General features: G+C 37.7%; 25 protein-coding genes. 17 read left to right on the top strand and 8 right to left on the bottom strand.

Features of this window, described 5'->3' with window-relative positions; all coding sequences use genetic code 11:
* Positions 1-70 precede the first annotated feature (70 nt).
* The 7 genes from J4Q03_RS04040 (at position 71) to J4Q03_RS04010 (ending at position 7,052) form a co-directional block, all read left to right on the top strand.
* A complete protein-coding gene (locus J4Q03_RS04040; protein WP_426046922.1) occupies positions 71-1,282 on the top strand; it encodes an ATP-grasp domain-containing protein in 1,212 nt (403 codons plus the stop codon).
* A 27-nt stretch (positions 1,283-1,309) separates the two neighbouring features.
* Entirely contained in the window at positions 1,310-2,023 is a 714-nt protein-coding gene (locus J4Q03_RS04035) for an alpha/beta hydrolase-fold protein (protein ID WP_426046921.1), read from the top strand.
* 53 nt (positions 2,024-2,076) lie between these two features.
* Entirely contained in the window at positions 2,077-3,030 is a 954-nt protein-coding gene (locus tag J4Q03_RS04030) for an ATP-grasp domain-containing protein (protein ID WP_426046920.1), read from the top strand.
* A gap of 30 nt (positions 3,031-3,060) precedes the next feature.
* Positions 3,061-4,179, top strand: a complete 1,119-nt coding sequence (locus J4Q03_RS04025) for a carboxylate-amine ligase (protein WP_426046919.1) — start codon at positions 3,061-3,063, stop codon at positions 4,177-4,179.
* Positions 4,180-4,214: 35 nt separating this feature from the next.
* Positions 4,215-5,048, top strand: a complete 834-nt coding sequence (locus tag J4Q03_RS04020) for a type 1 glutamine amidotransferase (protein WP_426046918.1) — start codon at positions 4,215-4,217, stop codon at positions 5,046-5,048.
* Between the two features lie 179 nt (positions 5,049-5,227).
* On the top strand, positions 5,228-6,412 hold the full coding sequence (locus tag J4Q03_RS04015; RefSeq protein ID WP_426046917.1) for a hypothetical protein: 1,185 nt from the start codon (positions 5,228-5,230) through the stop codon (positions 6,410-6,412).
* 151 nt (positions 6,413-6,563) lie between these two features.
* Positions 6,564-7,052 (top strand): MepB family protein, encoded by a 489-nt coding sequence (locus tag J4Q03_RS04010; protein ID WP_426046916.1) that lies wholly within the window; start codon positions 6,564-6,566, stop codon positions 7,050-7,052.
* A gap of 303 nt (positions 7,053-7,355) precedes the next feature.
* Here J4Q03_RS04010 and cphA read toward each other — a convergent pair whose 3' ends face one another.
* Positions 7,356-9,986 (bottom strand): cyanophycin synthetase, encoded by a 2,631-nt coding sequence (gene cphA, locus J4Q03_RS04005; protein ID WP_426046915.1) that lies wholly within the window; start codon positions 9,984-9,986, stop codon positions 7,356-7,358.
* Positions 9,987-10,182: 196 nt separating this feature from the next.
* On the opposite strand from cphA, the gene J4Q03_RS04000 reads away from it, so the two are divergent.
* The 3 genes from J4Q03_RS04000 (at position 10,183) to J4Q03_RS03990 (ending at position 12,344) form a co-directional block, all read left to right on the top strand.
* Positions 10,183-11,073 carry a cyanophycinase gene (locus J4Q03_RS04000; RefSeq protein WP_373426874.1) on the top strand — a complete coding sequence of 297 codons (891 nt, stop codon included), beginning with the start codon at positions 10,183-10,185 and terminating at the stop codon, positions 11,071-11,073.
* Between the two features lie 97 nt (positions 11,074-11,170).
* The gene (locus J4Q03_RS03995) at positions 11,171-12,013 is read left to right on the top strand and encodes an isoaspartyl peptidase/L-asparaginase (RefSeq protein WP_426046914.1); all 843 of its coding nucleotides are present in this window, start codon (positions 11,171-11,173) and stop codon (positions 12,011-12,013) included.
* Positions 12,014-12,110: 97 nt separating this feature from the next.
* Positions 12,111-12,344: a YtxH domain-containing protein gene (locus J4Q03_RS03990; RefSeq protein ID WP_306843007.1), complete on the top strand. Its 234-nt coding sequence runs from the start codon at positions 12,111-12,113 to the stop codon at positions 12,342-12,344.
* Between the two features lie 94 nt (positions 12,345-12,438).
* On the opposite strand, the gene J4Q03_RS03985 is transcribed toward J4Q03_RS03990, so the two are convergent.
* From J4Q03_RS03985 to J4Q03_RS03960, 6 genes are all read right to left on the bottom strand, one after another.
* On the bottom strand, positions 12,439-13,230 hold the full coding sequence (locus J4Q03_RS03985) for a class I SAM-dependent methyltransferase (protein ID WP_426046913.1): 792 nt from the start codon (positions 13,228-13,230) through the stop codon (positions 12,439-12,441).
* A gap of 58 nt (positions 13,231-13,288) precedes the next feature.
* The gene (locus J4Q03_RS03980; RefSeq protein WP_426046912.1) at positions 13,289-13,933 is read right to left on the bottom strand and encodes a GNAT family N-acetyltransferase; all 645 of its coding nucleotides are present in this window, start codon (positions 13,931-13,933) and stop codon (positions 13,289-13,291) included.
* Positions 13,934-13,946: 13 nt separating this feature from the next.
* Positions 13,947-14,486 (bottom strand): PH domain-containing protein, encoded by a 540-nt coding sequence (locus J4Q03_RS03975; RefSeq protein WP_426046911.1) that lies wholly within the window; start codon positions 14,484-14,486, stop codon positions 13,947-13,949.
* Positions 14,487-14,793: 307 nt separating this feature from the next.
* Positions 14,794-16,143 carry a histidine--tRNA ligase gene (gene hisS, locus J4Q03_RS03970; protein WP_426046910.1) on the bottom strand — a complete coding sequence of 450 codons (1,350 nt, stop codon included), beginning with the start codon at positions 16,141-16,143 and terminating at the stop codon, positions 14,794-14,796.
* A 341-nt stretch (positions 16,144-16,484) separates the two neighbouring features.
* Positions 16,485-16,940, bottom strand: a complete 456-nt coding sequence (locus tag J4Q03_RS03965; protein ID WP_426046909.1) for an HRDC domain-containing protein — start codon at positions 16,938-16,940, stop codon at positions 16,485-16,487.
* A gap of 14 nt (positions 16,941-16,954) precedes the next feature.
* Positions 16,955-17,287: a single-stranded DNA-binding protein gene (locus J4Q03_RS03960; protein ID WP_426046908.1), complete on the bottom strand. Its 333-nt coding sequence runs from the start codon at positions 17,285-17,287 to the stop codon at positions 16,955-16,957.
* A 387-nt stretch (positions 17,288-17,674) separates the two neighbouring features.
* On the opposite strand from J4Q03_RS03960, the gene J4Q03_RS03955 reads away from it, so the two are divergent.
* The 4 genes from J4Q03_RS03955 to J4Q03_RS03940 are packed head-to-tail and all read left to right on the top strand — an operon-like array spanning position 17,675 to position 20,466.
* Positions 17,675-18,580 (top strand): arginase family protein, encoded by a 906-nt coding sequence (locus J4Q03_RS03955; protein WP_426046907.1) that lies wholly within the window; start codon positions 17,675-17,677, stop codon positions 18,578-18,580.
* Positions 18,580-19,182: an HPP family protein gene (locus J4Q03_RS03950; RefSeq protein WP_426046906.1), complete on the top strand. Its 603-nt coding sequence runs from the start codon at positions 18,580-18,582 to the stop codon at positions 19,180-19,182. Before J4Q03_RS03955 ends, J4Q03_RS03950 begins: the two co-directional genes overlap by 1 nt.
* Positions 19,183-19,186: 4 nt before the next feature.
* Positions 19,187-19,531: a hypothetical protein gene (locus J4Q03_RS03945; RefSeq protein WP_426046905.1), complete on the top strand. Its 345-nt coding sequence runs from the start codon at positions 19,187-19,189 to the stop codon at positions 19,529-19,531.
* A gap of 23 nt (positions 19,532-19,554) precedes the next feature.
* Complete coding sequence (locus J4Q03_RS03940; protein WP_426046904.1) at positions 19,555-20,466, top strand: TIGR01777 family oxidoreductase; 912 nt, start codon at positions 19,555-19,557, stop codon at positions 20,464-20,466.
* 38 nt (positions 20,467-20,504) lie between these two features.
* Here J4Q03_RS03940 and J4Q03_RS03935 read toward each other — a convergent pair whose 3' ends face one another.
* Positions 20,505-20,861, bottom strand: a complete 357-nt coding sequence (locus J4Q03_RS03935; RefSeq protein WP_426046903.1) for a MarR family winged helix-turn-helix transcriptional regulator — start codon at positions 20,859-20,861, stop codon at positions 20,505-20,507.
* Positions 20,862-20,974: 113 nt separating this feature from the next.
* On the opposite strand from J4Q03_RS03935, the gene J4Q03_RS03930 reads away from it, so the two are divergent.
* From J4Q03_RS03930 to J4Q03_RS03920, 3 genes are all read left to right on the top strand, one after another.
* Positions 20,975-23,224: an ATP-binding cassette domain-containing protein gene (locus J4Q03_RS03930; RefSeq protein WP_426046902.1), complete on the top strand. Its 2,250-nt coding sequence runs from the start codon at positions 20,975-20,977 to the stop codon at positions 23,222-23,224.
* 141 nt (positions 23,225-23,365) lie between these two features.
* Positions 23,366-23,947, top strand: coding sequence for a GDP-mannose pyrophosphatase NudK (gene nudK, locus J4Q03_RS03925; protein WP_426046901.1), 582 nt, complete (start codon positions 23,366-23,368; stop codon positions 23,945-23,947).
* Between the two features lie 119 nt (positions 23,948-24,066).
* Positions 24,067-24,723 (top strand): DUF2306 domain-containing protein, encoded by a 657-nt coding sequence (locus J4Q03_RS03920; RefSeq protein WP_426046900.1) that lies wholly within the window; start codon positions 24,067-24,069, stop codon positions 24,721-24,723.
* The last annotated feature ends 107 nt before the right edge of the window (positions 24,724-24,830 follow it).

Raw genomic sequence — 24,830 nt, 5'->3', positions numbered from 1 at the left:
TTTAACGTTAATTAATCAATAAAAAATTGCTTTTATTTTTGATAATTCACCAAAAGCTAAAAAACATTATATGGAGGAGAAAACAATAGTATGTATTTCGTGCTATTACAAGGGCTATGACTTCATGGACGAAATGAAGAAGCTCGGTAATAAAATCATCTTGGTAACATCAGAGGGCCTTAAGGAAAAAAACTGGCCATGGCACGCTATTGATGAGGTATTTTATATGTCTGAACTACGACCGTCTGTCTGGAATATGGAACATCTGGTCCAGGGATTTTCACATCTTATGAAAACCAGAAAAGTAGATGCTGTAGTGGCTCTTGACGATTATGATGTAGAAAAGGCTGCGCTGATCAGAGAAACATTCCGTATTCCCGGGATGGGACAGACTACCCACCGGTATTTCAGGGATAAGCTGGCTATGCGCCAGAAGGCAAAAGATTCAGGAATCAGTGTTCCTGAGTTTACAGCAGTTTTTAATAATGATGAAGTAAACAGCTTTATAGAGAAAGTTCCGGCTCCGTGGGTACTAAAGCCACGGTCAGAAGCATCAGCCTCCGGCATTAAAAAGTTTTCGTCCAAAGATGAGCTTTGGGACGAACTGAATGCTCTGGGTGAAGAACGTCATCTTTTTTTACTGGAAAGTTTTAAACCGGGAGATGTTTATCATGTGGACAGCCTCACTTTTAATAAAGAAATTGTATTTACATCAGCTTCAAAATATCTTGCCCCTCCTATGCAGGTTTCTCATGAAGGCGGCGTATTCAGATCCAAAACACTGGGAAGATATTCTGATGAATTTAAAGCCCTTGATGAAGTGAATGCTAAAGTGCTTTCAAGTTTCGGATTGCTAAACGGAGCTACTCATACTGAATTTATCCGTGGAAAAGCGGACGGAAAATGGTATTTCCTTGAAACATCCTCCAGGGTTGGCGGTGCTCACATTCCGGATCTTGTAGAAGCTTCCAGTAATATCAATATCTGGCGGGAATGGGCAAAAATTGAAGATGCTCTTCTGCGTGGGAAAACTTACCAGGCATCAAAACCTACGGGCTACTATTCGGGGCTTATCGTTGCTCTGATCAAGGACAAAGATCCCGATTACAGTGTTTTTGACAGTGAAGAAGCCATAAAATATCTTCCTATTGATTATCATGTCGGAATTGTTTACAAATCCACCGATCCGGACATTATACAGGAAAGATTAGACAGCGCTGCCGAAAAGATCCAGGCTGAGATGCTGAATATCCTGCCACCCAAAAGTAAACTAACAAGCTAAACACAGTATAATAAAAGAAATTTATCAATGCCGCATATAGAACATACAGATTACTACTCCAATATATTAGGAACAAGCCTTAAAATAGAAGTTACCGGGCATTACGGACATCCCATCATTATGTTTCCCACTTCTCAGGGGCAATATACCCAAAATCATGATTTCCATCTCAACGGAAGCATCAACTGGTTTATAGAGCAGGGAAAAGTAAAACTTTATAATGTCCAGACTATTGATGCATGGAGCTTTTATGATGAAAAGATTTCACCCCAGAAAAGAATAAAGAACTATGAGCTGTATATGCAGTTTCTGATCCAGGAATTTATACCGTATATCCAGAAGCTCCATAAAACACACCGTGTCGCAGTGGCCGGCGCAAGTTTCGGAGGTTATCATGCCGCAAATTTTGCTTTCAGATTCCCGGATGTGGTTTCACACCTTTTTTGCCTTTCCGGAGCCTTCAGCATCAGAAATTTCATGGATGGATACTCGGATGAGCTTGTTTATTTTAACTGTCCGAAGGAATTTGTAAAGAATGATGAAGCCTGGAAATACAAGCATATGCATATTGTCCTAAGCACTTCTGACCAGGACATCTGCAGAGATAAAAATATTGAAATGGCAGAAATATTAAGCTCGAAAGGGATTGATTTCTGGTATGATGAGAAAAAATGGATCAATCACGACTGGCCGTTATGGAGAATGGTTTTTCCAACATTTATAGGAGCATTTTTTTCCTGAAAACAGCATATTAAAGATAAAAATACATTTACACCAATTTAAAAACAGAAATTATGGCAAAAAAAGTGGGAATTCTATTCGGTATGGAAGATACATTTCCTTGGGCGTTTATCGACAAAGTAAATGAACTGGGTGGTGGAGAAATCATTGCTGAAGCAGTTAATATCGACAAACTGGAGCAGGGAGCTGATTACGGCTATGCAGTCATTATCGACAGAATTTCGCAGGATGTTCCTTTTTACAGAGCTTATTTGAAAAATGCCGCGCTTAACGGAACTTATGTAATCAATAATCCTTTCTGGTGGAGCGCTGATGAAAAGTTCTTCAATAATGCGCTGATGACAAAACTTGGGATTCCTCTTCCTAAAACTGTACTTCTTCCTTCGCATGAAAGACCTACCGACACTTCGGAAACATCATTCAGAAACCTGAAATTCCCTCACGACTGGGAATATATTTTCAATTACGTAGGATTTCCTGCCTATATGAAACCTCATGACGGCGGCGGATGGAAAAGCGTGTACAGAGTGGAAAATCCAGAGGATTTATGGGAGAAGTTAAGCGAAACAGAACAGCTGGTGATGATGGTACAGGAAGAAATTGTTTTCGATGATTATTACCGGGTTTACTGTCTGGGCAAAAAATATGTTCACATTATGCCTTACGAGCCACGTAATCTGCCTCACCTAAGGTATGCCACAACGCATCAGACCAAAGGAGAGGAGCTTGAAAAACTGTTAAAAACGATCCACGATTATACGATTACGATGAACGAAGCTTTAGGCTACGATTTCAATACGGTAGAATTTGCTATCAGAGACGGAATTCCATATGCAATAGATTTCTGTAATCCTGCTCCGGATGCAGATAAGAATTCTGTGGGCGAAGAAAATTTTGCATGGATTGTAGAGCATTCAGCTAAACTGGCCATTGAAAAAGCAAAAGAATATGTTCCGGGAAAACCTAATATCTCCTGGGGAACTTTTGTAAAAGATTCTGTAAAATAACCATTAAAAAAATAAAAAACACGAAAAAAAATGCATCAGTTTACTATAGGAATCGAGGAAGAATATCAGATCATTGATGTGGAGAGCAGAGACTTAATATCTCATGTTTCGAAGATCATTGAAGGTGGAAAGGCTGTTTTAAGTGAAAATTTAAAACACGAAATGCATGAATCAATGATCGAAATGGAAACCGGCATCTGCCAGAATATCAAAGAAGCCAGGGCGGAACTGACAAACCTTAGAAGACATTTAATCAACACAGCTCATGAACAGGGCCTTCGGGTAGCCGGAGGCGGAACCCATCCTTTTTCAAACTGGGAACACAATACCATCACAAACGGTGAGCGTTACAACAAGATTGTAGATGACATGGGGGATGTAGCCCGCGGAAATTTAATTTTCGGACTCCACGTTCATATCGGAATCCCCAACCGTGAAGAAGGAGTAAGGATTCAGAATGTGATGCGTTATTTTCTTCCTCACGTTTATGCACTTTCCACCAACTCTCCTTTCTGGATCGGAAGAAATACAGGCTTCAAGTCTTACAGGCAGGAAATTTTTGTAAAATTCCCAAGAACCGGTATTCCCAGCTATTTCAATTCATTAGCTGAGTTTGACAGCTATGTAGAGCTTCTGGTAAAAACAGGAACTATAGATAATGCCAAAAAAATCTGGTGGGATCTGCGTGTTCACCCGTTCTACCCTACTATTGAGTTCAGGATTTGCGACATGCCTTTAAGGATAGAAGAAACGGTTTGTATGGCTGCCATTATGCAGAGTCTGGTGGCAAAAATCTATAAACTTCATCAACAGAATCTAAGTTTCAGAAGCTATAGAAGATTACTGCTGAACGAAAACAAATGGAGAGCGTCTAAAAGCGGCATTGAAGCCCATCTCATTGATTTCGGGAAAGAGGAGTCTGTTCCTTACCCACATCTGCTGAAGGAACTTCTGGAATTTATTGATGATGTTGTAGATGATCTGGACTGCAGAAAAGAGGTCGAATATGCCTGGACCATTCTGGAAAACGGAACGGGCGCCGACAGACAGCTTAGGGTGTTTCATGAGACCGGAGATCTTACCAAAGTGGTTGATTATATGATCTCTGAAACGGAGTATGGCATAACACATGGCGAAACGGCTTCATAATATTTTTGGTAACTTTGCAAAAAATATGAAGTAGTATGAAAGATATTCGAATCGCTCTGGTTGATATGAACAACAACCATGTCAATCAAGGCTTTAGAAATATTAAAGAGATTTCAGAAGCATTCCAACAGAGCTCTGAAGACAATGTGACTATCGAAACATTTGATGTAAGGTTTAAGAATGAAATACCCAACATTGAAGATTTTGACATTTTTATTTCTTCAGGCGGGCCCGGAAACCCACACAGAGAAGGTCTGGAATGGGAAGACAGGTATGCCGCTTTTCTGGATGCTGTTTTAGAGCACAATAAACATAATGAAGATAAAAAATATCTGTTCCTGATCTGCCATTCATTCCAATTGGCAAGCATTCACTGGAAACTTGGGAATATCTGTAAAAGAAGATCTTATTCTTTCGGGGTAATGCCGGTTCACAAAACAGAGGAAAGCGAGCAGGAATTTTTATTTAAAAATCTTCAGGATCCTTTTTATGCTGTAGATTCCAGAGCATACCAGTTCATTGAACCGGATATGAAGCGTTTTGATGAGTTGGGAATGAAAATCACGGCTATCGAGAAATTCAGACCTCATATCAACCTGGAGAGAGCTGTAATGGCTGTACGTTTTTCAGATGAGATATTCGGGACACAGTTTCATCCGGAAGCTGATCCTAAAGGCATGATCGAAAATCTTAAAGACGAAAAAAATAAAACAGCAATGATTGAGAACTTCGGCATGGAGAAATATCTTGAAACGGTAGACAGAATAGATGATGAAGACAAGATCATCCTTACCAGAAACCAGATTCTTCCGAGATTCCTTCAGTCTGCAAAAAAAAACATTTTGAAAGGAAATAAGGCATTAGCTTAGCCTTTAATAAATGTTTCGACTTTGCTCAGTGTGGCAATGCTGAAAAGATAACAGTCAGTATTAGAGATGTTATGCTGAGCGAAGCCGAAGCATTATTAAAAAGATATTGCAATAACCAGAACAAATTAAATCGGGCACTACTGCTCGATTTTTTAAAATCAAAACCACAAAGAAAAAATATGATCCCAAAATACAGAAAACAGTTCAATCAGGAATTTTCGCAGGAAAAATATAATCAGCTTAAAGAAAGTCTTGCCGAAAAAGGAAATACCGCACCGGCATTCAGAATTTCAGAAAGCCCGCTCTTTCTTACTAATGAATTTAAAAATAAGCTTCTTGACGCGAGTGAAAGTATTATTGACCAGATAAAAATCCTTCCTGCCGAAGTACTTTACAAGGCTGTTCCGGATAACTGCCGAGTACCTAATGACACACTTCAGCCTCACTTTTTTACGATTGATTTCGGGATCTGCCGAAGCGATAACGGAGAAATTGAGCCTCAACTGATCGAACTGCAGGCTTTTCCGTCACTGTATGCTTTTCAAAAAACCTTTGAAGATACATTCTGTGAGGTTTATCCATTTCTTTCCGAGCTCAGGCATACAATGCCCCATTCTGAGTTTAAAAATCATTTAAAAGAATTGATTATCGGAAATGAAAACCCCGAAAATGTCATTCTGCTTGAAATATTTCCGGAGAAACAGAAAACAGCAATTGATTTTGCTTTAACAGAACAATTACTGGGAATAAAAACCGTGTGTCTGACCAAAGTAAAAAAAGAAGGTAGAAAGCTGTTTTATGAAAACAACGGAAAATCTGTTGAGATCAAGAGAATCTATAACCGTGTTATTTTTGATGAGCTGGATAGAATTCCGGATCTGAAAGCCGGATTCGATTTCCGTGATGATATTGATGTAAAATGGATTACGCATCCCAACTGGTTCTTTAAGATTTCAAAATTTCTTCTTCCCATGCTGAAGCATCAATTCGTTCCGAAGAGCTATTTTCTTCACGAATTCCCGGAATCCGAAAGTCTGGATAATTTTGTCCTGAAACCCCTGTTTTCATTTGCAGGAAGCGGAGTAAATTTAAGTCCTACGAAAGAAATCACTGAGGCTATTGAAGATAAAGAAAACTATATTTTACAGAGAAAAGTAACGTATGAGCCTATTTTTGAAGACATAAACGGAGAATTTTCAAAAGCAGAAATCCGACTGTTGTACATCTGGCACGAAAATGATGAACGCCCTATTCTGCTGGAAAATCTGGGAAGAATGACTAAAGCGGCAATGGTAAATGTAGATTTTAATAAGAAAGATGCCATCTGGATCGGGAGTTCTAATGCGTTTTTTGGAGATGAATGATTTGACAAATCAAAAAACACGATAAACAAAAACCTGATTAATACAACAAATGCTTCTGAGTCCAGGGGATTTACTATTTTTGTAATGTAAGCTTTCGATGCTAATCTTTATATCTGATAAGAACTCATTGGAACAATAAAAAACACTGCTCATGAATCTTAAAAATGTTGATGAACTGATTTTTCAGCCACTTGGGCTGAAGCTTTTAAATGTAGAAGAAGATACAGAAGCCCAAGAGTATTCGGGTTGCAGTTTTGTTCTAAACCATTTAAATATTAAATTCCGTACAGCGAAGATAACACCGACTAAAACCGGTCAGTTTGTGACCATCTGGAAACGCAATGAAAAGGGGGAAACGTCTCCGTTTGATTCTAAAGATCTCTTTGATTTCTACTTAATTTCAGCTTCCACGGACAGTAATAGAGGAATTTTTATATTTCCAAAAGAAATCCTGATAGAAAAAGGGATTTTGTCCCATGATAAAAGGATTGGTAAAAGAGGAATCAGAGTATATCCTGGCTGGGATTTTACGGTAAATAAACAGGCTAAAGCTACTCAAAAATGGCAGGTAGAATACTTTCTTGATCTTTCACAGAATACGGAATCGTATCTTCAAAAGACAAAATTACTGCTTGATTGAAAATAATTAATCTATATTTTTTAACGCAAAGTTTTACAATAATTATCCATATTTAGGGATGCAAAGGCGGAATCAATTGCATTGATTCGACTAAGCGAACGTTTTATTCATACAGCTTCTCAGCGGCTACGCCGCCTCCTTTGCATTCTTTTAAAGTAAAATATGCTTATAAAACTTTGCGTTAAAAGAGATTAAAGAGATTCTGCTGATACTTATTTGTCGGAATATAATTAAAAGTAAAATGGAGATTTTATTAAAATAAAAACGGCTGAAAATTCAGCCGTTTTGTATAGATTATTTATTTTATGAATTTTTATCATCTTCCAGAAGCTCGCGTGCCTGGTATTCCTGTACCAAATCGATTGCATTGGAAATAACATCACTTAAAGCAGTAATGAAGGTACCGTCTTCAGCCATTCCCATGGCATGCTTTAAAGCTTCAATTTCTTTTGGAATAATTTCATAACTGATATCCCTTCCGGAAGATTGCATTCCTTCAATGATTAATCCGTTAATTTCCTCTTCAGTTCTGCCGCGAAGATGCTTTTCATTTCTGATAATAATATGATCAAACATTCTTCCTGCGATTTTTCCGCATTCTCTGATATCATTGTCACGTCGGTCTCCAACGCCGGAAATAATACCTATTTTCTTAGCAGATTCTACATTTTTAAGATAATCTTCAATGGCTTCATAGCCTGAAGGATTGTGTGCAAAATCAATAAGAACTTTAAAATTTTTGAATTTAAAAATATTTAATCTTCCCGGTGTAAGCTGTGCACTTGGAATAAAAGTTCTTAAAGAATTGGAAATATCTTCAATCCCGAAACCATAAAGATAACTTGCCAAACTTGCTGCCAAAACATTCTCGATCATAAATCTGGCCTTGCCTTCCATGGTGATTGGAAAATCTTTAGCCTTTCCTATTCTGATCTTCCAGTCGCCTTTTTTGATTGTTACGAAACCTTCTTCATAAACACAGGTGATTTTTCCTTCTTTGGCAAATTTTACAATATGAGGATTATTTTCATCCATACTGAAGATCGCGACATTACTGTCAAGATCATTAATAATCTTCATAGAATATTCGTTATCAGCATTCAGGACGCTCCAGCCGTTTTTCTTTACGCTATCCAGAACAACCCTTTTTACCTTCGTCAGGTCTTTCAAATTGTGAATATCATTCATTCCTAAATGATCCTCTTCAATATTCGTTAAAACACCGATGTCACACTGGGAATACCCTAAGCCTGAACGCAGGATTCCGCCTCTTGCAGTTTCCAGAACAGCAAATTCTACCGTAGGATCTTTCAGAACAAATTCAGCAGAAAGCGGGCCTGTAGTATCTCCTTTTGAAAGCATTGTATTCTGTATATAAATACCGTCAGAAGTCGTAAAGCCTACTCTGTAGCCGTTACTTTTTACAATATGGGAGATCAGTCTTGTTGTCGTTGTTTTTCCATTCGTTCCTGTCACAGCGATAATCGGGATTGTAAATGGTTTTCCCGGAGGATACAGCATATCTACCACCGGAGCAGCTACATTTCTCGGAAGACCCTCGCTTGGTGCCAGGTGCATTCTGAATCCGGGGGCAGCGTTTACTTCTATAATAGCAGCGCCGCTTTCTTTAAGTGGCTGTGTCAGGTTTTCTGCCATGATATCAATACCGCAGACATCCAGGCCAATGATTTTGGAAACTCTTTCAGCCATAGTAATATTCTCAGGATGTACCATGTCTGTAACATCTATGGATGTACCGCCCGTAGAAAGATTAGCAGTAGATTTCAAATAGACAACCTCTCCTCTTTGCGGAACGGTTTCCAGGGTATATTGAAGCTTTTCAAGAAGTTCCAGTGTATCTTTGTCTACTTCTATTTCAGTAAGAACATTTTCGTGGCCATACCCCCTTCTCGGATCCTTATTTTCTTTATCTATGAGCTCCTGAAGGTTCAGCTCACCGTCTCCAACAACATGTGCGGGCACTCTCCTTGCTGCGGCAACCATTTTATTGTTAATGACCAAAACCCTGAAATCATATCCTGTAATATATTTTTCTACAATAACTTTTCTTGAATATTTCTGAGCATGCTCCAATCCTATTTTTGCGGCTTCCCAATCATTTACATTAATGGAAGAACCTTTTCCGTGATTTCCGTCCAAAGGTTTTAGAACGATGGGATAGCCTATTCTTCTTATAACGCTGTCCAGGCCTTCTTCATCCACTACCAGGTCCCCAATAGGAACAGGTATAGCAGCATCATGAAGCATTTTTTTTGTCAGTTCTTTATTGCATGCAATATCTACTGCTATGGAGCTTGTTTTTCCTGTAATGGTAGCCTGAAAACGTTGTTGGTTTACACCATATCCAAGCTGTACCAAAGAGTTTGTCCCCAGTCTTATCCATGGAATTTTTCTGGAAACAGCTTCTTCCACGATACTTCCCGTAGAAGGCCCCAGGCGGACACGTTCTCTGATCTCCTTCAATTTCTGTATACAGGCATTAATATCATATTCTTTATTATCGATTAAAGCCCTGGCAATATTTACTGCTTCTTCAGCAGCATAGATACCTGCATTTTCTTCAATATAATTAAAAACAACATTGTATACTCCCGGTGACTTTGTCTCACGGGTTCTCCCGAAGCCTACGTCCATGCCTGCAAGTGTCTGTATTTCGAGCGCTATGTGTTCGATGACATGTCCCATCCAGGTTCCGGTTTCTATCCTGTGAAAGAATCCACCTTCCACTCCTTCAGAACATCTGTGGGTGAAAAGAGAAGGGATCAGCTTTTCAATTCTTTCTCTGAAACCGTCGATTTTATTCGTAGGATAATTTTCCATTTCTTCAAGATCCAATCTCATCTGTATCAGCTTCTTTCTTCTGATACTCCAGATGTTTGGACCTCTCAGTGCCTGTATCTTCTCAATTTTCATAATCTATTTGCATTTTATCAGTTAACAATAACTCCTTCAAAAATCAAAGATAATGTAAAACCCTAAACCAAACTATACCACATTTAAAGATTCCCAAAAAAAAATTAAAATAAATTAACAATTTTAAAACATTAAAAATCATTAAAATGTGGCATGAATTTCGCCAAATGTTAATTATTTTTTAAATTTGCACACTATGATGAGACCCGTTGGAAAATTAATTATTATCGGAGGAGCTGTAAACAAAGGAAGCTTTGCAGAAACCGATTTCGACCAGAATATTGAAAAAAACCTTAACTTTTTTGAAAGAGGAATCTTAAGAAAGATCATTAATGAATCTAAGCTTAAGGAAAATTCTGTCATCGAAATTGTAACCACCGCCTCCCAGATCCCACAAATTGTAGGCACAGAATACAAAAAAGCTTTTGAATTTCTTGGCGCCAAAAATGTAAATATCCTTGACATCCACAACCGTGAAGAGGCCAATTCTGACGCTATGGCTGCAAGAGCCAATGCAGCAGATGTCGTGATGTTCACCGGTGGAGATCAGCTCAGACTGACTTCTATTCTTGGCGGAACGAGATTTCATGATACCATTTTACTGAAATATCAGGAACAGGATTTCATCTATTCCGGGACTTCTGCCGGAGCCGCTGCGGCTTCTGAAAATATGATCTATCAGGGAAGCAGTTCCGAATCTCTTTTAAAGGGCGAAATTAAAACGACTCAAGGGCTGGGCCTGATCGACAATGTAATTATTGACACACACTTCGTACAGCGCGGCAGAATCGGACGTCTTTTTCAGGCTGTAGTCAATAATCCGAGAACATTAGGTATAGGACTTGGTGAAGATACCGGGCTTTTTATCCATAATGATATTATGACGGCTGTAGGTTCTGGCCTTGTGATCCTGGTGGACGGAAGATTCATTAAAGATACCAACCTTACGAATATCAATCTGGGTGAACCTATTTCAATTGATAATCTTACGGTACATGTCATGTCTATGAATGATCATTACGACCTTACCACAAAGAAGCTTACGATTGAGAACTCACAGTTTAATCCTATCCCACAGGATAAATAACGTAGAGAATGGTGAATAAGAATTTCACCAATCATAATTATTATACTTAACTTTAAAATTGACAATTGACTTTTCACAATTGACAAAATATAATCCTATGAAAATTATTATCCACGGCGGTTTTTTCTCTGAAAGCGATCAAAGTCATGAAGTAAAAGCAGCAAAGCAGAACTCTTTAAAACAGATTGCCCAAAAGGCTTTTGAATATCTTCAGACCCATTCCGCTTTTGATACGGCAGCTTATGCTGTTTCTCTTCTGGAAGACGATCCGTTGTACAATGCTGGTATTGGTTCTCAGATACAAAGTGACGGTGTGATCCGCATGAGCGCTGCGATTATGGATGGAGAAACGCAGAAGTTAAGCGGTGTAATCAATCTTCAGGATGTAAAGAATCCAATTTTTGTAGCGAAAGAACTGATCAATGAGGATGATAGGGTTTTGGGCGGTAATGGCGCAAAAATCTATGCCTCTGAACACGGCTTCGAGAACTTCTCAACGGAAATTCCTCAGAGAAGAAGTGAATATGAAGCCAAGCTTAGTAATGGCGGAAAAGGAACGGTAGGCTGTGTTGCTCTTGATAAAGATGGAAAGCTGGCCGTAGCAACCTCTACCGGCGGAAAAGGCTTTGAGATCCCGGGAAGAATTTCAGATTCGGCAACGGTAGCCGGAAATTATGCCAATTCGGTTTGTGCCGTGAGCTGTACGGGTGTAGGAGAAGATATTGTAAGCAATGCTACTGCGGCAAAGATCGTAACGAGAACCACCGACGGAATGAGTCTTGAGCAGGCATTTCATAAAACATTTGAAGAGCTTAAAACCATAGACGGCTTCGCAGGGGCCATCGCTATTGATAAAGACGGAAATATCTATCATCAGGATTCTTATCCTACTATGGTCTTTGCAAGTTTTGATGGAGAGAATTTTCAGGTCTTTCAATAATTTTAACATTTTTTTATTATCCTATTTAATTTTTTGGCACGTATTTTACATGTTTATCAGTAACAAGTTTTAATATAAATCATTAAAAATAAAAATCATGGGAAATAAAACAAAAGGGCTATTGGCCTTACTAGGGGTAGGTGCTTTAGCATATTGGAAATACAAGAATTCTACACCTGAAGAAAAGCAGGCTGTAAAAGATAAAATCAATACGGCAAAGGACAACCTGAACAAATGGGGAAATGATGTGAAAAACAAAGCCAATGATGTTGCCTCTCAGGTTCAGAATAAAGTAGACGAAGCTAAAACAAAAGCTGAGGATTCATTCTAAAAGCAGATTAGTTTTTTTAACATTCATATATGAAAAGTCATTGTAATCTCAGGATTAGAATGACTTTTTTATGTTATAGCTACTGGCTTAAAAATTATTTCTTCTGCCCTTTCAAAGCATAGACCAACGGTAATTTATTACCAAATTTTGAAATTCTCCATTTACCTTTTTCAAATTCTTCCACATGGTTAAAACACGGATACGGTGACCAGTCAAATTCCTGAAAAATTTCCAGCTCTATATTATATTTTATAAGACTCTGAAGAACCTCAGCTAAAGAATGATTCCACATCACATATTCCTGAACAATATCTGCAGATTTATCAGCGTAGGTTCCTTCGTAGGTCTCAATAATAGGCTTTTCATTGAAATAATTGTAGGCAATTGTTGTAAACTCATCATCAAACATCCAGACTGCGGGATGAAATTCTGCCATTATAATTTTTCCGCCCGGTTTTAAAAAGTGACTGATGACACCAGCCCACTTATCAAGGTCAGGAAGCCAGCCTACTACACCGTAGCTTGTATAGACCATATCGAATTTCTGATCAAGAATGTCCGGAAGACTGTACACATCTGAACAGAGAAATATTGTATCTGTACCGCATTTCAGAGCAAGTTCTTTTCCTGTTTCAATTGCTTTGTCAGACAGATCTATACCCGTGACATGAGCTCCCATTCTTGACAGTGAAATAGAATCCTGTCCGAAATGACACTGCAGATGCAGAATACTTTTGCCTTTAATATCTCCCAAAAGTTCCAGCTCTATTGAATTGAGGGAACTTTTCCCTTTTAGAAACTCATCTACAAAATAAAAATCCGATTTCAGATGCGGATCTACTTTGGCATTCCAGGAATTTTTATTGATTTCCAGGTAATTTTCCATGGTATTTGTTTAATGCTAATTTAGTAAATGTTTTTACTTTATACATCTTTACAAACAATTAAATTCCGGGAATAACAATGGATGTATAAGAACTGTAAAGCTTCCATCCTATTGTTTCATACAGTGATTTTCCCTGCTCTGTTGCCACTAAAAAATTGTTGTGGATACCATTTGATAATGCAATTTTCTCAAGTTTGTGCATCAGAAAAGTAGCAAGCCCCTTTCTTTGATGGTTCTCTTCTGTTACAATCCTGTCATATACAGCCAGATCATCTACAAGTACTATTCGGCCTATACAAGCCAGCTCCCCGTTTTCATCAATAATCTTAACTGCTGTTGTGGAACTGTACTTTTCATATTCAAGCCGATAGCCTTCGCACAGGTTTTTCCCGGAAATATTCATTGGCCTGAAACAGCACATCATATATCCGGAAGGCTGGATGATCCAATTTTCTGATACCTTATTTTTTACCTCATCTGAAGAAGCGCAGGCTTTGAGATAAATCCACGGTTCATCAATCTGTTCCGAGAGTTCAATGAAATCATCATTGATTCCAGGAAAAACATATCTTATTTTTTGCTTTTCCTCACCTACTTCTACTTTAAAACCGGATTTATATCTTACCGGTAGGGGAAGCTTTCTCGACAATGACCAGGCCTTCAACCACTTCTCTATAATATCATAAGATACGTTGTTCATCATGATTGAATATTATTTACGAAAGCTGATCCAGCAGTTTCTTTTTCTGTTCAGTAAATTCTTCTTCACTTAAAATTCCACTATTTCTTAGCCTTCCCAACTGTTCCAACTGATCTAAAACTGTAGGTTCTGGTTTACTTTGAAAATATTCTTTAGGACGGGCCATAAAATCTCTTACTTTCTCACAAAACAGTTCTGCGTAATATTTTCCAACATTATCGATTTCAAGAACATTATCCGAGATATGAATATCTATGGAAGCCAGCATTAAGGATTTCTCATATTGTATGGAGCTTATTTTATCGTAAGAAAAATCTTCTACTTTCAGTCCATACATGAATTCTTTATCTACAAAAATTAACCTCCTTTCAGTAGCCACTACAATGATATGATGGTTGGTCAGTTTATTTCTTCCCTCAACCAGGTACACAATTTTTTCATTATCCGAAAGTACATCCGGTAATGCACGGATTTCTTTCCTGGCAAAAATGGTAGGATTTATATCTAATATTTCCAGTTCATCTTTTATTTCGTCAAGTCTTGATTTTTCACTCATTATTTGTTTTATAAATGGTAGATATTACAAATTTAATTTTTTTCTAAAATACGGAAAGTCTGTTATTTTATTCTAAACATTTATAAGCAATTGTCTTCTTATCACAAAGGCATTTTATTCAGTAAAGTAACGCAATATACTTCCCTTTGTAGTGCTTACCAATAAGTGAACCGCTTTGTATATATAAAAAAATAACTGAATGTTTATCATTACCGTTTAATCTTTATCCTGAACTCAGGTTAATATTAGTTAATGCAAAAAGCATTATCGTCTGATAATGCTTTTTAATTTTATATTTTCCAGAATATTACCCTAAAAATTCTTCCAGAGAAACCGTTTTCTGTTCTCCGGCAGCAAGATCTTTAAAAGTAACCGTTCCGTTTTTAATCTCTTCTTCGCCTAAGAAAACAAGGTTTTTAATTCCTTTCTTTTCAGCGTACGTAAACTGTTTGTTCAGCTTTGCATTTTCCGGGTACAGCTCAGCGGAAATTCCTTTTGCTCTCAGCTGCATGATCAGTTTTAAAGCTTCTACTGTTTCTTCTCCTCCGAAGTTAGCAAACAGATATTCTACCTTCATGGAAGCTTCTTCAGGGAAAAGATTAAGCTCCTCCATGACCAGATAAACCCTGTCCAAACCAAATGAGATCCCGATTCCCGGAATATTTTTAACTCCGAAAACCTCTGTAAGATTGTCATATCTACCGCCACCGCCAATGGATCCCATTGCCACCTCATCCGCTTTTACTTCAAAAATAGCTCCGGTATAATAATCTAAACCTCTGGCCAGCGTGATATTGAATACAAGATTCTTCATATCTACCCCAAGATTCAGAGATTGCGTAAGAACAAATTCCAGCTCTTCCACTCCTTTCAATCCAATTTCACTGTCAGCAAATTTCTCTTTTAACTGAAGAAGATTTTCCAGTGCATCATCTGACTGATTAAATAAGAATTCCAGCTTATCAATAGATTCCTGAGAAATTTCTCTTTCCAGTAATTCTTTAACGACTCCTTCCTTTCCTATTTTGTCAAGTTTATCAAGAGCTACAGTAAATTCAATCAGCTTCTCCGTAATACCTGCATATTCTGCCAGGCCGGAAAGGATTTTTCTGTTATTCATATGGATAGTAACAGGAATTCTCAGATCGGAAAATGATTTCAGATATAGCTGAACCAAATCCACTTCCTGTAATAGGCTTTCGCTTCCTACCACATCGGCATCACACTGGTAAAATTCTCTGAACCTCCCCTTCTGTGGACGGTCTGCTCTCCATACTGGCTGAATCTGGTAACGTTTGTAAGGAAATGTCAGCTTACCATGATTCATTGCCACGAATCTTGCAAAAGGTACGGTAAGGTCATAACGGAGTGCTTTATCTGAAATCTGAGAAATAAGCTTCTGATGATTTTTATTATCCCAGTCTTCCTGATTCACTTTTGAAGCGTACTCTCCTGAATTCAAAATCTTAAAAATCAGTCGGTCACCTTCTTCTCCATATTTCCCCGTTAATGTAGAAAGATTTTCAAAGCTTGGGGTTTCTAACGGCTGAAAACCGAACAATTCAAAATTATTCTGTAAAATATTGATAATATATTTTCTTCTTGAAACTTCCTGTGCTGTAAAATCTCTCGTTCCTTTTGCTAAACTTGGCTTCATTTTATAATTGATAAATGATATTAATATTAAACATGCTTTAACTTATCCAAACATTCCGAACCACAAAAGATAAACACTTAAGTTGCATTGAAGTTTATTATAAAAATGGTTCATAAAGAACACTTAAGTTTTTTTTGAAAATCAGTGATTTTCATTCTTTACCTATTTTTATGGGTAATCTATCAAATTTTACACACAAAATATTTAAAAACTACTTTTAAGTTTGGACTAAATGAATAAGCAGTGCAAAAATAAGTAATTCAAAGGACTTTCCGCAGATAAAAAAGCTGAGGAAAATTATTCCCCAGCTCTCGATGCATTACCATTACTCATCCGAAAAATCAGACGCTTTCAAGAATCTCCAGGATCTCTTCACCATAGTTTTCAATCTTATGTTTTCCGAAACCCTTGATCTCAAGCAGTTCTTCTTTTTTCACAGGCTTATATTTAGCCACAGACATCAGTTCTTTATTGCTCGCGATAAAATAAGTGGGGAGATTCTGTTCTTTCGCCTTCTCTGATCTCCAGTATTTCAGGGCATCTAAAATTTTCTCTTCATCGGAGTTTAGAACATCATTATCTGCAGAGTACTTTACAGCCTTTGATTCTTTCACTGTATTTTTAGTCGTTTTCAGCTCCTCAAAATACAGGATTACGGACCAGTAACATTCATCATTTATAAAAGCTGTTTCCACTTTTATAATTTCGTTCACTTCAAGAAAATCATCGAGCATTTTTTGATCTCTATGGAGAAATTCTTTGGAAAGTCTGATTTTAAAAACTTTTACGTTCATCATTTGTGTTTTTAGAATTATTTGCCTCCTAAAAGCAGGATCTCATCGATTCTGATCTCTGTGATATAACGTTTAATGCCGTCTTTGTCATCATACGATCTGTAGGTAAGTTTCCCCTCAATCGCAATTTCCTTTCCTTTGGGTACATACTTCTGAAGGATTTCCGCTGTTTTTCCATAAGCAATCAAATTATGCCATTGTGTTTCTTCTACTTTTTCACCTTTTGCATTGGTGTAATGATCACTGGTGGCTAATGACACACTTGCTTTTACATTTCCATTGTCGAAGTTTACTGTTTCAACTTCTTTACCTGTGTAACCAATTAATGTTACTTTGTTTCTTAGTGACATAACTTTTAAAATTTTAGATTAATAATTCAGATAAGAGACGTTCACTGCCTTCTCAAATCTCTGTTGCAAAGATTGTTACATCGAAGCATCATAGTCGGTTATAAACTATTTAAATTCATTTGTATTCGTTTGTTGTCGGATATTTCTTTGAAAAGTTTTTGATACAGTCTGATTTTATTCTTTAGTTAAAAAAATAAGCTTTTCTTTATTAATCAACAGATAAAAAATTATGTACATCTTCTGCCGTATAAAATTATAAAACAGTTCTATTCTTTCTTATGCCTTTTCCCATTAAGTCTACTCCCAAAGAGTCATTAAAAATACTTTCCTGCTCAGTTTTATCCGTTTGCAAATGGATAATTCCGTATCTTTGGGGAAACATCATTTATGAAAAGGAACATCAATATTTTTGAGTTTCCTCTCAATCTGGGACTGAAGAAAAAACAACATGAAACTGAACCCGGCGTCAGGAAGCTTCCGGAATGGCTCAGAAAATTTAACTTTCATAAAGAAATTAATCCTGTCAATATTTTCAGACTAGAAGCTCCGGACTACTCTATAGAACCAGATCAGGAGTCTGGTGTTCTAAATGCTGATGCTATTATTGCTTACGCTCAGAAACAGGCCGCTCTTATTCTGAATAATCATCAGGAAAATACTTTCAGCATTATGCTTGGAGGTGACTGCAGCATTCTGATAGGAACATCTTTTGCTTTACGGAAACTTGGAAATTTCGGGCTTTTCTATCTGGACGGACATACTGATTTTATTCCGGCTCATCTTTCCGAAACCGCAGCAGCTGCAGGAATGGATCTCGCTATTATTACGGGAACCGGACATGAAAAACTAACCAATATTCAAGGACTTAAGCCTTATTTTTCAGAAGAAAATATCTTCTGTGCAGGAAATGCAGAAACTGATGATGAAGAATACGTGGACCAGATCGTTAATTCTGACATCCGGTATTTTGATGTAGAAAAGCTGAGGATGAACGGTTTTAGAAAAACAGCTGAAGATTTTTTACACATGGTGGAAAGAAAAGGTCTGGACGGATTTTTTATTCACTTTGATGTTGACGTCCTGAAAGATGAACTGATGCCTGCCGTAGACAGCAGAATGGAAGAAGGAATCGATTATGAAAATCTCAAAGAGATTCTGAAGCCACTGATCCATTCTCCCTTATGCTTTGGAATAGAGATCACAATTCTTGATCCAGATTATGATGAAAACGGAACTTACACAAAACCTTTTGTTAAAAATTTAATTCAGATAATAAAAAATAAAGAAGATTAATGAAGAAGACCATAAAAAGAACGTTCAGGGTTTCAAAATATGTGATTTATAAAGAGACGCTGGTTGACTATAAAGAGCACTTCTGGTCCTTTTTAGGGGCATTTGTCGGGATCGGAATTATTGCATTTATTCAGTCTCATACTTTAGCTGCCACAGAAAACATCTTCCTCATCGGTTCATTTGGGGCATCAAGTGTGCTAATCTATGGTGCTATTCAAAGCCCACTTGCACAGCCCAGAAATTTGGTGGGCGGACATGTTATTTCAGCCCTTGTTGGAGTTACCGTTTATAAGCTCGTTCCGGATATCATCTGGCTTTCCGCACCTTTAGCTGTAGCTTTTTCCATTGTACTGATGCAGTATACCAAAACCCTTCACCCTCCCGGAGGAGCAACCGCGCTGATTGCAGTGAGTTCTACAGGAAAAATTCCGGAACTTGGATACTGGTATGTACTTTCTCCTGTTTTATCAGGCTGTATCATTCTGTTACTGGCAGCCCTTCTATTCAACAATATAACTTCCAACAGAAGTTACCCTTCTCATACAAGGTTTAAACGGTTATTAAGAAAAAAACATGAACATCCACACAAAATGAAAAAATAAAAGTATGAACTGTCTTGAATGTGGCGAAAAAATTATCGGGAGGTCTGATAAAAAATTCTGCAATGATGCCTGCCGGAATGCCTACAATAATAAGCAGAATAAAGATTCTACCAATCTGATGCGGAATGTGAATAATAAGCTCCGCAGAAATTACCGTATCCTTATGGAACTGAATACAGATGGCAAAGCGAAAATTGCAAAATCAAGGATGGATGGCTTGGGTTTTGATTTCGATTATTTTACCAATCTGAAAGTCTATAAGAACGGATCTGAATACAGGTTTATTTATGATTACGGCTATAAACTTCTGGAAGATGATTTTGTCCTGATCGTCAAGAGTCAGAGATAATTTCCCACCTTAAATATTCAATTATGAAAGAAATTGTCCTTATCACCGGTGCCAGCGGAATGATCGCACGGGAACTCTCAAAAAAGATAGAAAATGAATACACCGTACGATTCCTGACGCGAAAGAAAAAACATGACAATGAATTTGAATGGGATATCAAAAACGGAACAATGGATGAATCTGCTCTTGAAAGTGTTTCCCATATTATTCATCTCGCCGGCGCCAACATTTCAGAAAAACGATGGACCAAGGAAAGAAAGCGGGAGCTGATATCCAGCCGGGTAGATTCTGCAGGACTTCTTTTAAAAACTGTAAAAAAGAAAAAGATAAAACTTAAATCTTTTATTTCGGCTTCAGGGATCAATTATTACGGAACGGTAACAACAGAAAAAATTTATACTGAAAAAGATCCTCCCGGAAATGATTTTCTGAGCGAAGTTGTTGTTTTATGGGAAAGATCGGCAGATGACTTTAAAGAACAAAATCTGGCGGAAAGAGTGGTTAAAATACGGACAGCCGTTGTTCTTTCCAAAGAAGACGGAGCGCTGAAGAAAATAGTTCCTACGATAAAGTACGGCATCGGGTCTGCTTTAGGAAGCGGAAAACAATATATGCCGTGGGTTCATATTGATGATATCTGCACTGTCTATATGGCAGCTCTGAGAAACTCAGATATGGATGGAGCTTACAACGCGGTTTCCCCCCAGCACACGACCAACGAAAATTTAACAAAAAAAATAGCTGAAGTCCTGAAAAAACCTCTGTTTATGCCTCATGTACCCGCATTTGTTTTAAAACTGATCTTTGGAGAGCTTGCAGATGCTTTACTGGAAGGTTCAAGAGCTTCTTCACAAAAGATACAGGATACAGGATTCCAGTTTAAATTTCCTGACCTGAAGAACGCTTTGGAAGATCTTCTGATGAAAGAAAAGTAAAAATAAAAGCAGATGTTAATTATCTCGGTAAACTATGCTCAGACCTGGATACTTTCCAAAATTTTATTAAGTAAAGCTGTTAATGTATCCAATTCTGTTTTGTTTAAGATAGCTGAAGCCTGATCTGCTACTGTTTTCCGGAAATCTTCAGAATTATTGATCAGAAACTTACCCTTTTCTGTAGCAGAAAGATTGAATATTCTTCTGTCGGAAACACTTTGCTTCTGTTCAACAAGGTGATTACTGATCAGAAATTTGATCTGTTTCGATATAGCTGGCTGGCTGACCTTAAATGCTGCAGCAATCTGTTTTCCGGTAACCTGATGCTTCCGGTATATATATTCTATAATATTGTAATGCGTTGCCGTAACACCACTGATGTTTCCCTTGTTCATATTAGCCAATATAAAACACTGAAGATCAGTAAAAGTATTAAAAAATTGATCCTTTTCTATTCCCATGAAAATACTTAACTTAGTTAACTATTAACAAAGTTAATGAAATTATCATGAAAGAAATCATTATCACCCACGCGAGACAGAATAATCTGAAGAATATTTCATTACGCATTCCCAAAAATAAGATTACTGTCTTCACAGGAGTTTCAGGATCAGGAAAATCATCGCTGGTATTCGAAACAATAGGCGCCGAGGCTCAACGCCAGATTAATGAGACACAAAACAGTTTTATAAGAAACCGTCTACAGCATTTTGGAGTTCCGAATGTTGAAAAAATCGAAAATCTTAATGTCCCTTTTATTATCAATCAAAAGAGGCTGGGAGGAAATGCACGCTCAACAGTAGGAACGGCAACGGATATATATGCTTCTCTCCGGCTTCTGTTTTCCAGGATAGGAAAACCATTTGTGGGATATTCCAATGTATTTTCATTCAACAATCCTCAGGGGATGTGTCCCGAATGTGAGGGTTTGGGCTATGTACAGACCGTGAATACAGAAACTCTTTTTGACAAAAACAAATCACTGAATGAAGGTGCCATACAGTTTCCCACTTTTCAGCCAGGAGGATGGCGGCTGACACGTTATATTTATTCCGGGTATTTTGACAATGACAAAAAGCTTAAGGATTTCACAGAAAAAGAATGGGAAATGTTACTGAATGCCAAAGAACATATTCCCAAAAATCCTGCCAAAGAATGGGGAAAAACAGTCCGGTATAAAGGCGTGATTCCCCGAATTGAAAGCTCATTTCTGAAAAAGGATTCTAAGGAAAATATTACCCGAAAAGACACTTTAAAAAAGGTCATCATTACCAAACCATGTCCGCTCTGTCAGGGAAAAAGGCTCAATGCAAAGGTTCTGTCCTGTAAAATTGAAGGGAAAAACATTGCAGACTGTACATCCCTATCCATTGACGAACTTCTCATTTTTATTCAGAGCTTATCATCTGAAATGTACGCTTCTGTAATTAATGAATTGACAAAAAAGCTTCAGAATCTTATTGATATCGGTTTACAGTATCTCACTCTGGACAGGCAAACTGACACCCTATCCGGAGGGGAATCCCAACGGATAAAAATGGTAAAACAGCTGGGAAACAGCCTTGTAGATCTGTTGTATATTTTTGATGAACCCAGTATAGGCCTTCATCCTAAAGATATTGACCATATTGTAGATATCATCAAAAAAATAAGAGATAAAGGCAATACCGTCTTAATTGTTGAACATGACACGGATCTCATCAAAATAGCAGATCTTATTGTTGATATGGGACCTGATTCAGGGAAAAACGGCGGTGAAATTATGTATCAGGGAAGTTTTAATCATTTAAAAAATGCGGAAGGTAAGACAGCCAGCTATTTCAATAAGAAACGCAGCTATAATAAAGCCCCGAGATCAGCAAAAGGCTATCTGGAAATAAAGAATGCTCATCTTCATAACTTAAAAAATGTCAGTGTAAAAATACCTACAGGCATAATGAATGTGGTGACCGGTGTGGCGGGATCTGGAAAAAGCACTTTAATTAATAAAGTTTTACCCTTATTCTATCCGGTAACCGTAGTAGACCAATCAGTTTTTACAGCCAGTATCCGCTCAAATCTGTTGACGTATCTCAATCTTTCAGATACTGTCAGAAAACTTTTCTCCAGTGCCAATAATGTCTCTGAAAAACTTTTCAGCCGGAACGGTGAAGGTGCCTGCTCCAATTGCAGAGGGCTGGGCGTGGAAAAAATAGATATTGCTTTTATGGATGATATTGAACAGCCTTGTGAAGTCTGTCATGGGTCAGGATATAAGCCTGAAGTTTTACAATATCAATACCAGGAAAAAAATATCGCTGATATCATGAATATGACAGTTCTGGAAGCCCTGCAGTTTTTTCCCGGGCCAGGATTTGAACATGAACTCAGCCTGCTGGTTAAATTAGGACTGGATTATCTGACTCTGGGACAGCGGCTGGACAGCTTCTCCGGAGGTGAAAGACAACGTTTAAAACTCACCAAAGAGCTGAACCGTACAGATAAGATTATTGTTTTGGATGAACCCAGCACAGGCCTCCACCCTATTGATAATGAAAAGCTGCTTTCTTTCTTTGATGAACTGGTAAATAATGGAAATACCCTCATCGTTATTGAACATAACCTGGATATCATAGCTCAGGCAGACTGGATCATCGATATCGGCCCCGGAGCCGGAAAATGGGGTGGTACTATTGTATTCGAGGGAACCGTGAAAGATTTATTATCGGCACAGCACTCTGAAACTTCTGTTTATTTAAGAAAACATCTGGAAGCATAGACGCTATAGCATGATTCATTTTTAAATCGTATAGATTTAAGGTATTTTTAAATGTCTGTTGGAAAAGAAATATTAATTTAGCATTTCATATAATGAGGCCAGTCAGGCATTATCACTTAATATAATATAGAAGCAAGTCCAATGCAGAATCCAGACATTAGTATTCTTAAAACAGAAATTTTATCCGATAACTGGTATACTTTAAAGAAAGTGACCTATACCATTGCAAAAAAAGACGGAACAACAGAAACCCAAAGCAGAGAAGCTTACGACAGAGGAAACGGAGCGGTTATCCTGCTTTATAATAAGATTTCAGGTACTGTGATCTTAACCAGGCAGTTCAGGCTTCCTACTTTCATCAATGGAAATACCACAGGGATGCTTATTGAAGCATGCGCAGGCCTTTTGGACAATGATAACCCCGAAGACTGTATAAAAAGAGAAACAGAAGAGGAAACAGGCTATAAAATCTCAAAAGTAGAAAAAGTATTCGAGGCCTATATGTCTCCCGGTTCCGTGACGGAAATCCTGCATTTTTTTATCGCTGAATATTCTCCGGAAATGAAGATCGCAAACGGCGGCGGACTTGAAGAGGAAGGTGAAAATATTGAAGTTTTAGAACTTTCTTTTAATGATGCTCTTGCTATGATAGACCGTGGAGAAATAATGGATGCCAAAACCATCATGTTACTGCAGTATTTGCGCATTAAAAGTATCGTATAGAAATCAGACGACAGGATCACCTCTAACCTTGTTCCGGCTTGGAAACGAGGATGGCACACTCAAAAACAACGATATGAAATATATCTGTGATCATCGATCATTAAACTATCTCAAATAGGATGACAATTAAGATCATCAGGATACTCGCTGCCGCAGCTATTCTGATTTTCAGTATTCTGATGCTGAAAACGATCTCTCAATATACCGGTTTTGATAAAAATGCTGGCTTTCTCTTGTTTAAACAGAAGGTGGTCAGCAATCCGTATTGGATGACATTTTTTTATATTCACATTTTTTCAGTCACGCTTTGTTTGTTGGCTGGACTCACTCAGTTTTCAAACCGTTTTTTAAGTGAAAACAAAGCACTTCACAGATGGATAGGGAAAATTTATGTTTACAATATTCTGACCATCAATGTTCCGGCGTGTTTTGTCTTGGGATTATTTTCAAATGGCGGAGTCATCGGAATTACAGGATTTATGCTTCAGGATGTTCTGTGGGCTTATTTTACGACTGCTGCCGTTCTCTTTATTAAAAAGGGAAATATTGCAGAGCACAAAAAATGGATGATCCTAAGTTATGCAGTTACTACCACCGCTATCACTTTCAGGATCATAAAAAATCTGTTCTATCAGGAAAGCCGGCATGACTATGAGCTGTTTTACGGACTGAATGTCTGGGTTTCCCTGATTTTCAATCTTGCGGCAGCCTATTTTATTATCAGAAGTCAAACATTACCGCTCAAACCTTACGTTCATGATCAAAATAATAAATGAAATAAACAGCAACAATGCATAGGACACAACGAAGATCAAGCCATTCAAGACTGTTCTGTGTTGAGATTTTGCTGTCCACCGGTTAAAAAACCGCATCATCAGATAAG

Origin of the sequence: Chryseobacterium sp. NFX27, assembly GCF_049887855.1 — a bacterium.
Taxonomy (GTDB): domain Bacteria; phylum Bacteroidota; class Bacteroidia; order Flavobacteriales; family Weeksellaceae; genus Chryseobacterium.
This window is presented reverse-complemented; position numbering and strand designations above follow the sequence as displayed.